Below are 14,612 nucleotides of genomic sequence, written 5' to 3' on the forward strand. Positions count from 1 at the left end.
CAATGTCTAAATTGCACATTGCCTGACGTAAGGGGTTGCAAGGAGTAGTTATTTTAAGGGTTGATAATTATCAAGTATTTTATTGATATCAGTTTTATCGCCAGTCATTTGCCAGTGTCCTAAGGCAATTGGAATACTACCAACTCGGTTGAGCTCATCCATAAAATCTTTTAATACGAACGGATGACCTTGCTCTTCTTTTACTTTGCTATAATGAGCCATTGTTTTCTCCAACAAATATTTCCCTGTGATATAGCTGGTTCCGTAACCAGGTTGACGAAGATAAAGATGTTGCTCAAAAATAAGCAAGTCCGGTTCGGTTTTCATCCAGCCTCTTGGAGTCCAGTCTGAGTGAATTTTTCCAGCATTTTCCATAGTCATATCATTTGAATGAGCATAAAGTGAACCGAGTCCTCGAGCGGCTCTTTGTGCAAGCATAATCCAAACTAACTCTCTTACTCTTGGTGAATCGTCATACAACCCTGCGTGCATGAAAATTTCTTCAACAGCAGTTGCCGTACCTTCATTACGACTATCAAAAATATTGTAAAGCAGTGGTTCTCTGCGAATCTGACTTTTATTGGGCGACTTTTCCATTCTTGCTAATTCAAACCAATGATAAAAATGGGAGTAGAGCGGTCTTGGGTCATAATGAGATGCGATGTAAAAGAAATGTCGAGTCTTTTTAGGAACAAACTGGCCCATATGTTCTCGTAGTGCAGGCTCGAAGTAATCCGCGACTGTCACAATGTCTTGCTGAGATAAAAAATTCATAAATGACTGGACGCTTTTTTCTGCTAACGCATTATATTCTTCTGGCGACTCCGCGGATTTAAGGGGGGCAAGATTTCGATTTCGATGCTCTTCTAGTTTGAGTGATGACCAGCTGCGATCTAATTCTCGCTGCAATAACCGCACTTCATCTTGCCAGTTTAACGGCACTAGGTGAACATTATTCAGGTACCAGGTATAATGAGCTTTACCAAGTCCCGATGGACCTGTTTTATTTTTGGCTTGGGCTTCAAGCCAAGTCGCAAATTCTTGTGTTGATTGAATAGCTTTATCGATTGCACTACTAAGTGGTTTTGAAGACTGACCATTTAACTCTTTTTTTAGTTTCAGTAATACTTGATGCTGAGTCTTAATATCTCGAATCCCAGCAATCCAAAGCTCTTTTGCGTTGCCCACAAGATTTGTTTTTGCTTGTTCGTTCAATGCCGGAATAACTTTAAGGTCGTCAGTGAGCCTCTTTTGCTCACTTGAACCTAATGGAAATTGATAGGTCCATAACTCAGTTACAGCATGATGGGTAGGTCCCTCATGAGCAGGGACATCACTCTTATAGGTCCAAACCGATTTATAAAAAGCTGGATCTCGCGCCCAAGGTTTTAGTATTTTTTGATTAAACTCATAGCCGTTTAGCTCTGCCCATAGAATCATCCAGTCAACTTGCTGGGCAATAGTTAACGTCGATTGGTCGATTGCTTTAAGCCTTTTTCTCAAAGCTTTAAAGTTTGAAAGTCGCTGTCTAAAAGTTCTTTCTCGATAGTCCGGGGCGCCATTGTAAAGTGGTGGTGACTCAAACTCTCGCCAGTCCCTAAATAGGTTTTCAAGTGCAAGGTACTGTTCGTTAGCGCGCACTTGTATGCTAGAAACTAATAAATTGAACAGTAGTATCGTTAAAAGGCTAAAGGTGACTCGCGCGAACATTTTTAATCCTCTATACAAGGTTGTTTTTTGATTTTTATGTAGTTCTAATGGTAACTTTAACTAGTTGTCTTTTGAAGACGAACCTTCAACTAACATTTCTTCAATTTTATCTTCCCCAAGTGGCTCATGATATTTTACTGAAAGGCTCTTGTCCCACTCTTCGTCAAAGTTCTTTTGTAATCTTAAATTGATTATTAAAGTCACTAACATCGCAATTGCAGCCCCTAAACTAGCAAGCGCCATATCTTTATGTGCATCCCAAATATCGCCTTGCGTTCCCAAATAAGCGGCACCTAAGTCTCCACCGACAATTTCAGCTGCGGCCCATTCGAATAGTTCGAATACCATCGATGATGCCATGGTGAGTTCGAGGGGAAAAAAATACCCCCAAAATCCTTTTGTATCTGCAATTCGATAGTAGAGTTCTCTAATCGGGTATGCCAGGAATAACCCATAAATAAAATGAACAACACGATCATAGTTATTACGCTCCCAACCGAAAAGTTCATCAACGCTAAATCCGAAATAGGTTGAAAAGAATTTATCGTAAGGAACCATTGCATAGGTATAGTGAGCACCAATCTCATGAAGTACTAAGAAAAGAAAAATTAAAGTATAAGATACACGCGAAAATGGAAATCTACGGTAAGTTGTAGCGAGTATTAAGACGGCGACAAAAACAAGTAAATTTTCTAAGAGCCAATCCTGCCTATTGTGAGGCTCGATAGCTAATGCGATAAATAACGCAATAAAAATAACAGATAAAACTGCAAAAAAGCGACTGTGAACCATAATGCATCCCGCAAACAAAAATGGAAATCTAATTAATTGCCTTCAGTGACTATTATCCATGAATTTTTATGCACTGAAATATTTGTACTCTACTGCTTGTTGTAAATTGTTATAAAGTTGTAGTTAAAATTTTTCTTTAGAGTAGAGCAGAGCAGAAAAGCTCAGCTATGCGCCAATATTAGCATAGCTGTAGGTTTAATTGCAGCGAAGTTTAGGTAACCCAAGCGGCATACTATTGAGTTAAATTGACTTAGATTTCATCTTTCGATTTTCATCTACAGAAGGCTTTACGAAAGAAGTTTAATCGTCTAAATTAAGTTCGTGAATGCTATTGATTGCCAAATTAAAACTGCTAAGTTCAGCGGTTGTGGTCGCTATCGTTATTGGCTTACCCGACCAACAGATGACCTCTTTACAGCTTTACCTCCCGTTGCGTTCATCATGCTAAACCCCTCAACCGCTGATATAGAAAATGATGATCCGACTATTAGGCGTTGCATCAACTTCGCTACAAGCTGGGGGGCTTCGGGTCTTGTTGTAGCCAACCTCTACGCCTATAGAACACCAAAGCCAATCGCCTTACTAAAAGCACCGGACCCTGTGGGGCCGCGAAATTCTTTTTGGTTGAGCTACATATTGGATAATTTCAAAACGGTTGTTTGTGGATGGGGGGAACATGCAAAAATACAACAAGTTGACTCTTTTACTGAGATGTCGTGTCGTTCCAGGAGGAAGCTTATGTGCCTAGGAATCAATAAAAGTGGAATGCCTAAGCATCCTCTCTATGTAAAAGCGACTCAAAAACCAAGTCTATGGTTAAACATCAAGAAGGGTTAGAGTGATTTATAATGTAAATAAAAACGCGCAAAAAGAAGCAAAATAGCCAATAATGGTAATAATAATATACATAAAACAGTTTTATTGATATTTTCTATAAAGTATAGTAATTTGTACATTAGAGTACAATAATTTGATTATATGTATATTTATCTATACATAAATGATGTTTTGTTGATTCAAGTAGCTCTTTGACGTGGATTTTATCTAATGAATTATCAAAAAATGACAGATTTTGCGGTTGCAAAAGATTTGGGGAAACGTCTCGAGCAACTCCGACTCGAAAAAAATTTAACCCAGCAATACATGGCAGATCAAATAGGTTTGTCCCGATTGAGTTATCGTAAGTTAGAGTCTGGAGAAGCTAAACTCGTCAATTTTATCGCAGCTCTGCGTGTGTTAGGGAATGTCAGTGCTCTAGATGCTGTCATACCGGAATCTGTTTTTAGCCCAATGGAACTTTTAAAGCTAAAAGGAAAGCCGCGGAAACGGGCTAGTAAACCTAGAAGCAATGAAAAGTCGGCATCGCCCGACGAGCTCGAGTGGTGAAGCAGCTACCTACAAAAAACTTTTTACCAGAAGAACGAGAGTATCTTAAATGGAAAACATAGCAGAAGTTAAACTTTGGGGAGACCAAGTCGGCGCTTTAGCCTATGATCCTTCTTCTGGATTAACTACTTTTGAGTATTCTCCGGTTTGGCGCAAAAAAAGCATTCAAATTTCGCCAATTCACATGCCATTGTCAGCACAAAAATATCAATTTCCAGAGTTATCTTATGAGACTTACAAAGGGTTACCTGCAATATTCGCTGACGCGTTGCCTGATGATTTCGGCAACGCGGTAATAAACGCCTGGTTAGCCCGTCAAGGAAGAGATCCCGCGTCGTTTACATCGGTCGAAAGATTGCTTTATACCGGTTCTCGAGGGATGGGGGCGTTAGAGTTTGCCCCAGCAATAAGAGACCAAAAGAAAGATACGCCGCCTTTGGAAATTGATTCCTTGGTAAATGTGGCTCAACAAGTTCTCGATGAAAGGGCACAAGCTAATCAAAAAATAAACCAATTAGACAGTCAAGAAAACGACTTGAGCGCAATTTTACAAGTCGGCACATCAGCCGGCGGTGCTCGTGCAAAAGCTATTGTCGCTGTTAACGCCGACCGAACAGAAATTCGTTCGGGGCAAGTTGATGCTGGCCAGGGATTTGAGCATTATTTATTAAAACTAGATGGTGTCGAGGAACATAAGACTTCTAGCGAAACATTCGGCGATCCACAAGGATTTGGACGGATGGAATATGCTTATTATCTAATGGCAAAAGATGCCGGCCTCAATATGTCACATTGTGAACTGCTAGTTGAAGGCAAGCGAGCTCACTTTTTAACTAAGCGGTTCGACCGAATAGGTAACAAAAAACTTCACTATGCCTCCTTGTGCGCAATGGATCATGCTGATTATAAGAAGCCTGGAATCTATAGTTATGAGCAACTATTGATGGTCGCTCGTCAATTAAGCTTACCTCGACAGGATGCGGTGGAAATTTTTAGGCGCATGGTATTCAATATTGTTGCAAGAAATCACGACGACCACCCGAAAAACTTCGGTTTCTTGCTGGCTCCGGGCTCCTCACAGTGGCGATTATCACCTGCGTTTGACGTCGCTTTCAGTTACAAACCAGACTCACCTTGGGTCAATAGTCATCAACTCACGTTAAACGCAAAGCGAGATAACTTTAACCGAGACGATTTGATACAGTTTTCTAATTTAATCAATAACTTCCGTGAATCGCCTAAGGTGATTTCTCAGGTCGTTGAAGCTGTAGAAAATTGGCCATTCTATGCAAAAAAAGCCCAGGTCTTTCCCCAGTTAACAGATACAGTAGCTAGTAATCTGAGAGTCGGTAACGGCTTTCATTGGATTTAAAAGAGTCGTCGGATAGCAGTAAGCTCATCCATTTTATTAATCAGACTGTCTAGTAGCTTTATCCAATTAATCAGACTGTCTAATGAAACAGGAGGCAGAGTCGAATCTGAGAATGAGAAGTTACGAATTAGACTGTCTAATAAATTCGGTCTAATAAATTCAGTTTAAGAGATTTAAGGTTATCATGTGCATCTCCTGCTCCATTATTGACCCAGTTCGTAATACTAAGGGTAACTGCTTCTAGCGCTAGTTATACCAAGTCAAATAAACAGGATAGTAAACAACATGCTGAGACTACGAACCTCTTCTCAAGAGACTCACTCTATCGCTGCAGTGATCTTTGACCTGGATGGAACGCTTGTCGAATCCAAGCTGGATTTTCGGGCGATTAAGGATTATTTGGGGTGCCCAGAAGAAGTTGATTTACTGGATTTTGTAGAGCAATTACCGCCTTTGGAGAGGCAATCGGCAATAAACTATATCCAGTCCCAGGAATTAGCGGATGCTGAAGATGCACGCTGGCTACCTTGGGCTGAGAAACTGGTCGAAAATTTAACACTCACAAACCTGCCGCTGGCAATTGTTACTCGAAACTTTTCTCAAGCGGCCGCAATTAAGGTTGAATCAAATCAGATACCCATTAAACGAGTTGTCACTCGAGAGGATGCTCCGCCGAAACCTAATCCGAAAGCACTACTCGATTTAGCCGCCGAATGGTCAATTAACCCTTCAGAAATTCTCTATGTTGGTGATTTTCTCTACGATATACAAGCTGCTAATAATGCCAATATGCACTCTTGCTTGTATTCTCCAGACGAAGAACAAGACTATGCTGAGTTAGCCTCAATCAGCGTCAAATGCTTCAGTGAGTTGTGGCTGCATTTGTCAAATCAAGACAATTCATAGCGCTCTAATTTTAGTGCTCTCTATGTAACAAAATTGGATTCGCAAACTCATTAAGCTTGAGTATTTAAAGCTCCTACCAAATCCTCTGCTATATTTATTGATAGCTAGCAAATTCAAGGAAATTAGGACATGCTTAAATTGTTCAAGTCGATTAGTGGTCGGATCGCATCAGGTTACTTTATCGTTGCCGCATTGGGTGTTGTTTTAACCATCATTTTAATGTCGGTTAATGGCATCGTTGATCGGCAGCTGATGAAAGTCAAAGGCCAGTTATTGCCGCAACTCTCGGCGGTGAGTGAAGCAAGAGTGTCTTTAGAAAGATTACAAATTGCCGCATACGGGAGGTACGCTTTATCGATTGATCAAAATGAGTTTGAACGATTACGAAGGGAAGAATCTCAGCGACTAGACTCCGATTTGAGTACCCTCAATCTCGCCGGGAGTTCGCAACTTATTGTCACGCTTGATAAGTTCTCCAACATTATTAATCAAAGTGATGTCGATTGGGATGGCGCACGAGATAGCTTGGCCGAATTAGCGAGAGAAGCGGCAAAGATTCAAGGCTTGCTTGATAGAAAATCTGAAGATATCAGTCAAACTACCGTCAGGGAGTCGGAAGAAGCAGCCTCCTTATTAAATAGTGCCTCCAATTTTACTATCACCTTTGCGGTTATTTTGGTGGTAACCGCTGTCCTTGCCTATACACTCGTCAAAAGAACAATTGCCGCGCCAGTAGAGGTGTTTGCAGAACGAATTGAAGAAGCGGCCTTGAATAAAAATTTAGCAGTTGAGTTTGATGAGTCTTCCAGCTCTGAAGTAGGCATGGCGGCACGCGCACTGAATAAATTGTTCGCTTCCTTTAAAGCACTCCTCTCCACTACACTAAACGAGGCTCAAGCGCTAACCGCTGCAAGCGAATCGATGAACCAGGTAATGGAGTCCGCCGGGCACACAGTTGTTAAGCAGCAAGATGAAACTCGTTCTTTAACTGCGACCATCGATGAATTTAGTCATGGCATTGAAAACGTTACTGACCAGGCAAAAGATGCTGAATTAGGTGCCGAAGAGGGCGCGAAACAATCTGACGTTGGATATCATGAAGTTCAGAAAACAGTCGATAAAATACAATCCTTAGCAGGCGAAGTTGAAAATGTCGGAAATCTTATTACCAAGCTTGAAACTGAAAGTGCGCATATTAAAAGCCTTGTGGAAGTGATCAGGCAAATTGCGGACCAAACTAATTTGCTCGCATTAAATGCTGCTATTGAAGCGGCGAGAGCTGGGGATTCTGGTCGCGGTTTTGCGGTGGTCGCAGATGAAGTACGGCAGCTTGCCACTCGAACCCAAGAAGCAACTGAAGAAATTAATGGTGTGATCGAAACGTTGTCGCAAAACATGCATGATTCAGCGAATGCGATGGTTGTGACAAGAGAGACTGCCGATACTTCTGTTGAACAAGCGCAAGCAGCGGGCGAGTCGTTAATTCAAATTCAAAACGCGATAACAACCATATTAGAAGCCAATAAAAACATTGCTCGTACTACCGAAGAGCACAAGCAACAAATGGACAGTTTGAGATCCCGAGTGAGTGAAGTGAATGATTTATCGGAGTCGGTTGCGAGTGAGACAGAAAAAGTTACCCATGAAACACAAAACGTTTTCGAAACTGTTCGCACGTTACGCCAAGAAGTCACTCAATACACTGGCGTTTGATTTTCTCAGTGATGATTAGCTAGTGCTAAATGATTTGTCAATACAACCAGCAGCAGAGCTCTCCTTAAGTTTTTGTGACGGATTATTCTTATCGCAAATAGGTTCAAACTCGAATTCGTACTCTTCACCTACAGTGAATAAAACAAAAAACAAAATACTAAAAATAAAGAATGGAAAGAAGGTAATGGGGTAATACACGGTTAATTGATATTTTTTTTTCGCTCTCTGTTTTTTGGATTCGAAAATTGTGTCTGTAGTTCTATCATACGTTGGAAGGGTTTTAATAGCGCTTTGTAATTCGTTTCCGGTTCTAATTGTTCTAACGCGAGAGCGATACTTTCAATTGTTGAAAGGCTATCTTTAAATGAGGAGTGTCTAATCTGGTATTGCGATTCATACGCCGGACGTAAACTGAGTCTCGGCAGGTGCTGTAAAAACGGATTTAGATGCAATATTTTTTTCGATTTGCGCCAAGTAGCATCGATGACGATTAAATGTTTCGTGGCGGGGTCAAGGTGAAGCCCATCGCCACTTGCGTTATCATTAAAAGCCTTGGGCAACCAATCAAGTTCTGGGTAAAGTAAAAGCGTATTACTGTTATTAAGAACTCGCCGAACGTGATCGTTGAGCTTTTCTGCTACTGTGATACGGCAGTTTTCTAGACACAATTGAGCAATTCTACCCGTGTTAAAAGGATGATGTTGTTCACTCGGGTGTTGAATAATGTGAATAGGGATTTTGTTTTTTATGGTTATAAGTGAGTCGCAAAAGCATACATCAATAGGACGTTTACACTGCTCACAATAATTTCTAGACATTTTCAAGTACTTTTTGATAATGTTCTTTCGCCTCGATCGTATTAGCATTGTAACTTAACCTAGTCGGCAGTATAAGTGTAAGGAACTCAATAATGGCTTTAGAATATCACTTTTATGAACCGTCTAAGGGGCATCAACTCAAGCATGATCCATTTAACGCACTGGTTGCGCCTAGACCAATCGGTTGGGTTTCATCGCAAAGTAAAGCAGATGAAATTAATCTGGCTCCCTATAGCTTTTTCAATGCATTTAATTACACGCCACCGATTATTGGCTTCGCCAGCGTGGGTCACAAAGATTCGCTCAAGAATATCGAAGAAACAGGTGAATTTTGTTGGAATCTCGTTACTAAAGCTTTTGCTGAAAAAATGAACCTTACCAGTGCTTCGGTTGAGCATGATGTCGACGAGTTTAAGATCGCGGGGTTAGAAACAACAGCTTGTAACTGTATTAGCGTCCCTAGAGTCGCCGGTATCGCTGTTGCAATGGAGTGCCAGTTGACGCAAATACTGCGTTTAACGACCAAAGAAGGTCACGCGGTTGATACTTGGATGGTTTTCGGTGAAGTAGTCGGCGTCCACATCAATCAGGCTTTTATTAAAAATGGAATTTATGACACCGCGTCTGCTGAGCCAATTTTAAGAGGCGGTGGACCAGCCGATTATTTTCAAATTAATGCGGATATGCGGTTCGAAATGCATAGACCTAAGCTGTGACATGCAAGAATGTCTACTGTCTGTCTAGTTAGAATAAAGATTTCCTGCCTATCGCTTGACTAGGTTGCCTTGGGCCAATATCGGACGAATTAACTTTAATGTTATGCTTCTGGCTGGTTTAAATCCCGATAGACAGTGAGTAACCGATTGAATACCAAGAACTTAACCCGTGCTGATGTTAGTTTTATGGATGCCAAAGACCCTTTGGCAGCTAAGAGAGCTGAATTTTATTTACCGGAAAATACCATTTACTTAGACGGTAACTCACTTGGCCCTATGACACATGCTGCCAAAGACAGAGTTAACGCTGTTATGACGCAGCAATGGGGCGATGATTTAATTACTAGTTGGAACAAACATCAATGGATTGATTTACCTGAAATTGTTGGTGAGAAAATCGCACCAATAATTGGCGCGGGGCCTGGTCAAGTGATTTGCTGTGACAGCGTGTCAATTAATCTCTTTAAGGTGATTTCCGCAGCTTTATCGCTAAACCCGTCTCGTCATAAAGTCTTGTCGCAAAATGATAATTTTCCAACAGACTTGTACATGACGCAGGGATTAGAAAACCTTCTGGGGCGAGAAAAATGCCAACTTGTTACCACTAAAGAAGAAGACATTCTCGATTCTTTAGATGAATCAATCGCCGTCCTGATGCTAACTCAGGTGAACTTCCGAACGGGTCGTATCCATGACATTCAGTCAATCACAGAAAAAGCGCACCAACTCGGAATTTTGGTTATCTGGGACTTAGCGCACAGTGCCGGTGCAATCCCGGTTAAGGTTGACGAGTGGGGCGTTGATTTTGCGGTTGGTTGTGGCTACAAGTATTTTAATGGTGGACCTGGTGCGCCTGCATTTGTTTACGTCGCAGAGAAGCACTTAGCAGCATTGGAGCAACCTTTGAGTGGTTGGATGGGGCATGCGTCGCCGTTTGAGTTCAGCCCAGACTATGAAAAGCCACCAAGTATTAAGCAGTTTTTGTGTGGTACGCCTGGTGTGGTTTCAATGAGCGTTTTGGATGCAAGTTTGGACTTGTTTACAGATATTAATATCGAAATGATTCGAGAGAAATCGCTAGCGCTGACTGATTTATTTATTGAGCTAGTCAACCAAGAAGAAAGCCTCAACCAGTTAGAAATAATTACCCCGCTTGAACATGATGAACGCGGCAGTCAGATTGCTTATTGTCATGACGACGCTTACGCCATTTGCCAGGCATTAATCGCAGAGGGCGTTATCGCCGATTTTCGTGCACCCAATATCCTCCGATTTGGTTTTTCACCTTTGTTCTTGCGGTATGCCGATATCGAAAAAAGTGTCGAGCTGCTAATCGATGTTGTCAGCGAAAAACGCTACGACAGTGAACAGTTTAGATCACGTAAAGCGGTAACCTAAACCGACAAGTTAGATCATTTAGATTCGCGTTGACCCTCAGGCTTTAATTTGCTGAGAACACTTTTTTAGCAAGTTTAAAGCCTTTTTTAATCCCTAAAATTTTTACTGCCGTTAAAAAGCCAGCAATCATTGCCCCAGCGACACCGCAAGATAATATATCTTGTCCGGTAAGCCAAAGGCCTTTTATCTTAGTCTTGGGTTGTAGCCAAGCTTGTTTAAACCTTTGCGGATCATGTTCCAGTCCATAAATTTCGCCTTTATCATAAAAGCAGAAAAATTCAGTCGTCAGTGGCGTAGATACTTCATAATAGTCAATCTGACCTTTTAAATGGGGGAGCTTTTTATAGAGCGCATCCAACATTCTCTCCGCAAACTCATCGCTTAAATTTTCATAACTGTCACCACGCTTACCCCAAGTGGTTTCCTTCCATTGCGCAAATGCTTCATAGCTTGCTGGTGCGACAATTTCAATTGTGGCTCTACCGGGATAGCGCTCTTCAAAAGACGGATCTTTAGCGGAGGGAAAGGAAATATAAACCACCGGTAAAGGCGTTGACGAATCCTTAAAAAACGTTGCTATATTCTTGTCATGTTCTTGATCTAAATAAATCCAAAAATTGGTTCTTGGTAGTTGCAATTCTTCAGCTGTTTTCTTAAGGCCAATAAAAAGCCCCACATTAGCGCAAGAAGGTTTTACCGTTTTCAGTTTATCTTGATAACCCAGTTGATGGGATACAGTTTGTGGTAGCAGTTTATTATAGGTGTTGAACACGCCGGCGCTGCTAATGACTAGCGGCGCTTTAATTTCGTGACTGTCAGCCATCAATACACCCGTTACCTTTTCGCCTTCAACTAAAATCTGTTTGACTTGTGCGTAGGTAAAAACTTCGCCACCGGCTTTTTGAATTTGAGGAATAATGGTTTCCGCCATTTTAGACGCGCCACCGATGGGATAGAAACCACCATTCAAATAGTGTCTAGCGATCAAACTATGGATCAGAAAGCTTCCTTGTTTTGGAGGGACACCACTATCTCCCCATTGGCCGGTTAAAACCGCAATCAACTTTTCGTTCTTGGTAATTGTTCGTAATACCTCATAAGTATTTTGATTGAAGTAACTAGGCGTTAATAGTTTAAACAAAGGAAAGAATATTTTTTGCCAGAAGGGACTCAGTAGTTTGCTGAGAGAAAACCAACGCATACCCTTATTGACATTTCTAATCATGCGCAGATAACGAGATATCGCGGCTTTTTCTTCAGGGAAGTGAGTGACTAAATTCTTCTCAAAAGCTTTTGGTCCAGCGACCAGATCAAACGATTCTTCACCGAGGAATATTCTGTCGTAAGCGTCATCCATTGGCGCCCATTTCAAGTTATTGTTACTGATAAAATCAAACAGCTTTTTAGTGACGGTAGGATAACCAACATCACCAATATAATGGACCCCAACATCCCATTCATAACCTTCTCTGGAATACGCATGAGTAAAACCACCTGCAGTATAGTGTTGCTCAAGCACAATTACCTTCCAACCCTCGGCTGATAAGCTTGCAGCTGTCGTTAGCCCACCGATTCCAGAACCGATAATAATAGCGTCATAATCCTCGCTGATTCGACTGGATCGATAGCGTGTGCCAATGCGAATGGTACTGGGCTTTTTGGCTCTTTTACTCTTTGGTGAGGACTGCTCGGGGTTTACTTTAGCGGGCTTTGCTTCGGTAGAATCGCTCATGATTTATTAGCTTTGGCTTTTGTTGTGAAATCGATGAAGCCAGTATAAGAGAAATACTGTCAGGAGGCCAAACATTGAGTTTAATTAGATTTGACAGTTTTTTTTCGCTGAGTGATGCAAAAATAAAAAAGACAGATGCTCGTCTGGTAGAAAGCGATATCATCGAGAAGGGAAGGAAGTTCTGTTTGCTATCGTTTAAACAAGCATCTGTCTGTAAAATGAAAGATAAATGGCGATATATTAGTGCTAGTGGTTAGCAATTTTCGCTTTGATATTTGCCAAATTAGCCATAACGATTTTGTTATCATCAAGTGAAGCGGCCATTTTCAAATCATCGGAAGCCGCAGTCATGTCACCTTTCAGATAACGCGCTACTCCTCGATTGCTGTAAGCGATTGATTTAAAGTATTTGTAGTTTAAACTGCTTCGGTTTTTGTATTTTTCAATCGCCACAGTGCAGGCACCATCGGCCGATTGATAGTCATTGAGCATAATGTTAGCAGCACAACGCGTTAGGGAACGGTTAAAACTTGATTTAGCCGGGGTATCTCGTTTACTGAGCTTTTTTAATCCGGTTTCGTATTGTCCTTCAATAATTTCCTTGGCCCCAGTGGTATGCTCGACAACCGCTACTTGAAACCCTTTAGTGCTGGCAGCCGCATTACTGATGTTGAATAAGCTTGCGACTATACAAGCACTTAGCAATTTAAGAATAAGCTTCGATTTTGCGGTTAATGTGTTAAATGGTTTCATTGAAAACCTCCTCCAGATAAAAACAAAGGTTGTTGATAGTTCTGATCGTTAAGAGTCAGTTTGGATAAAATGTTTGCTCATTAACGACACTGCAAATTTTGCGTGAATCGAAATTTTTTACAAACGATAAGATTAAATCCGTGAGATGAAAAAATTTAACCTATGTTTTGATAGGTTGCTTTAATCCATTCGCTAATAGTTCTCATCGCATAAACGTTTTTCGAACCTTCGTGCTGAACGAGAAAATATCGATCATTGGTCACTAATGCATCTTTATAGATATTGAATAAAAGCTTTTCTTTAAACCAAGAAGCGCCAATCGGCATCGGGATCAACGCCAACCCCATGCCTTGTTGCGCCGCTCGGGCAATGGCAAACATACTATCAAGCTCGATAATTTGTTTAGGATTAAAGTCATCAATCATGGCTCGATCGGCCCACTGATGCCACGCCCAAGGACGCGCTCGATGAACAATAAGCGGAAGTTGGTTTAACCCGGCGTATCCCTGATCGGCATATTCATCGTATATGGTTTGGTTACAAGCAGGAACATAACTCAGTGAAAATAATTCATCTATTAATCCAGCCGAAGGCAAACTATTAGACAGGACGATCGACAGATCGCTAGTCTTACTACTAGTTTGTGACGGTTTTAAGGTCACCACTTGTAAATCAAAATCTTTGTGCAAATTGGTCCATTCACTGAGTCTAGGAATAAACAGCTCACTGGCGAAAAACTCTGGCATACTGATGGTAATCACCGTATTTTCTTGAGTGCTGGTAAACTCAGAGATCGTCGAGTCAAGTTCGTGCATTATCGGTTGGATTGCCTTATAAAATTGAATGCCTACTTTAGTTAATGCTAAGGCTCGCGTTTGCCGCTCAAACAAAGTCAAACTAAGATGTTCCTCAAGTTGTTTCACTTGATGGCTCACTGCAGAGGGTGTGATGTAAAGTTCTTCAGCGGCTTGTTTAAAACTTAAGCATTTAGCGGCTATGCAAAAAGTTCTCAGTCCACGGATTGATGCTAATCGGCGCATAACAAATTCCTTTAATATTCCTACAACAATTCTGAAATATGAAAATTGCCCGTGGCTCTGCAAATAGGATGCCGACATTTCACCAGTATTCTCAAGAAAGCTAGGCCGGTGGACGCGCGTTTATGCACCAAATCTATCAGCGAAAAAGCTGGGAATTGCTCAATTTGCACCAAGCTGGGCCGATTTCTTTATTTTCAATGAGATGAGATTTTTTTCACAATCGCCCATAGAGTGAACAACTTAATTGCTGCATACGTATGAATTCAGTGGGATAAA

Annotated in this window: 14 protein-coding genes; 8 read left to right on the top strand and 6 right to left on the bottom strand. The window is 41.3% G+C overall.

Annotated features, from left to right (window positions below):
• Positions 1-48: 48 nt before the first annotated feature.
• Entirely contained in the window at positions 49-1,710 is a 1,662-nt protein-coding gene (locus FLL45_RS04730) for a hypothetical protein (RefSeq protein ID WP_142940830.1), read from the bottom strand.
• Between the two features lie 60 nt (positions 1,711-1,770).
• Entirely contained in the window at positions 1,771-2,502 is a 732-nt protein-coding gene (locus tag FLL45_RS04735; protein WP_185964332.1) for a DUF2238 domain-containing protein, read from the bottom strand.
• Positions 2,503-2,823: 321 nt separating this feature from the next.
• On the opposite strand from FLL45_RS04735, the gene FLL45_RS04740 reads away from it, so the two are divergent.
• The 5 genes from FLL45_RS04740 (at position 2,824) to FLL45_RS04760 (ending at position 7,879) form a co-directional block, all read left to right on the top strand.
• Positions 2,824-3,339, top strand: coding sequence for a DUF1643 domain-containing protein (locus FLL45_RS04740; RefSeq protein WP_210247111.1), 516 nt, complete (start codon positions 2,824-2,826; stop codon positions 3,337-3,339).
• A 210-nt stretch (positions 3,340-3,549) separates the two neighbouring features.
• Positions 3,550-3,888 (top strand): helix-turn-helix transcriptional regulator, encoded by a 339-nt coding sequence (locus tag FLL45_RS04745; RefSeq protein WP_142940831.1) that lies wholly within the window; start codon positions 3,550-3,552, stop codon positions 3,886-3,888.
• Between the two features lie 49 nt (positions 3,889-3,937).
• The gene (locus FLL45_RS04750) at positions 3,938-5,260 is read left to right on the top strand and encodes a type II toxin-antitoxin system HipA family toxin (protein WP_142940832.1); all 1,323 of its coding nucleotides are present in this window, start codon (positions 3,938-3,940) and stop codon (positions 5,258-5,260) included.
• A 285-nt stretch (positions 5,261-5,545) separates the two neighbouring features.
• Entirely contained in the window at positions 5,546-6,166 is a 621-nt protein-coding gene (locus FLL45_RS04755) for an HAD family hydrolase (protein ID WP_142940833.1), read from the top strand.
• 129 nt (positions 6,167-6,295) lie between these two features.
• The gene (locus FLL45_RS04760; protein WP_142940834.1) at positions 6,296-7,879 is read left to right on the top strand and encodes a methyl-accepting chemotaxis protein; all 1,584 of its coding nucleotides are present in this window, start codon (positions 6,296-6,298) and stop codon (positions 7,877-7,879) included.
• 200 nt (positions 7,880-8,079) lie between these two features.
• Here FLL45_RS04760 and FLL45_RS04765 read toward each other — a convergent pair whose 3' ends face one another.
• Positions 8,080-8,697, bottom strand: a complete 618-nt coding sequence (locus FLL45_RS04765) for a tRNA-uridine aminocarboxypropyltransferase (RefSeq protein WP_142940835.1) — start codon at positions 8,695-8,697, stop codon at positions 8,080-8,082.
• Positions 8,698-8,789: 92 nt separating this feature from the next.
• Here FLL45_RS04765 and FLL45_RS04770 point away from each other — a divergent pair, with 92 nt between their 5' ends.
• Together FLL45_RS04770 and kynU are read left to right on the top strand one after the other, a co-directional pair.
• Positions 8,790-9,413, top strand: a complete 624-nt coding sequence (locus FLL45_RS04770; RefSeq protein ID WP_142940836.1) for a flavin reductase family protein — start codon at positions 8,790-8,792, stop codon at positions 9,411-9,413.
• A gap of 147 nt (positions 9,414-9,560) precedes the next feature.
• Positions 9,561-10,811 (top strand): kynureninase, encoded by a 1,251-nt coding sequence (gene kynU, locus FLL45_RS04775; protein WP_246075759.1) that lies wholly within the window; start codon positions 9,561-9,563, stop codon positions 10,809-10,811.
• Positions 10,812-10,854: 43 nt separating this feature from the next.
• Here the strand turns inward: kynU and FLL45_RS04780 are convergent, their stop codons facing one another.
• Positions 10,855-12,543, bottom strand: coding sequence for a phytoene desaturase family protein (locus FLL45_RS04780; RefSeq protein WP_142940837.1), 1,689 nt, complete (start codon positions 12,541-12,543; stop codon positions 10,855-10,857).
• Positions 12,544-12,617: 74 nt separating this feature from the next.
• Here FLL45_RS04780 and FLL45_RS22725 point away from each other — a divergent pair, with 74 nt between their 5' ends.
• Positions 12,618-12,800, top strand: a complete 183-nt coding sequence (locus FLL45_RS22725; RefSeq protein WP_185964333.1) for a hypothetical protein — start codon at positions 12,618-12,620, stop codon at positions 12,798-12,800.
• On the opposite strand, the gene FLL45_RS04785 is transcribed toward FLL45_RS22725, so the two are convergent.
• Positions 12,790-13,296, bottom strand: coding sequence for a tetratricopeptide repeat protein (locus FLL45_RS04785; protein WP_142940838.1), 507 nt, complete (start codon positions 13,294-13,296; stop codon positions 12,790-12,792). The two genes, FLL45_RS22725 and FLL45_RS04785, sit on opposite strands and share 11 nt — an antisense overlap.
• A 155-nt stretch (positions 13,297-13,451) precedes the next feature.
• Complete coding sequence (locus FLL45_RS04790) at positions 13,452-14,336, bottom strand: LysR family transcriptional regulator (RefSeq protein WP_142940839.1); 885 nt, start codon at positions 14,334-14,336, stop codon at positions 13,452-13,454.
• Positions 14,337-14,612: the final 276 nt, after the last annotated feature.

This window comes from Aliikangiella marina, from assembly GCF_007004765.1.
Taxonomy (GTDB): domain Bacteria; phylum Pseudomonadota; class Gammaproteobacteria; order Enterobacterales; family Kangiellaceae; genus Aliikangiella; species Aliikangiella marina.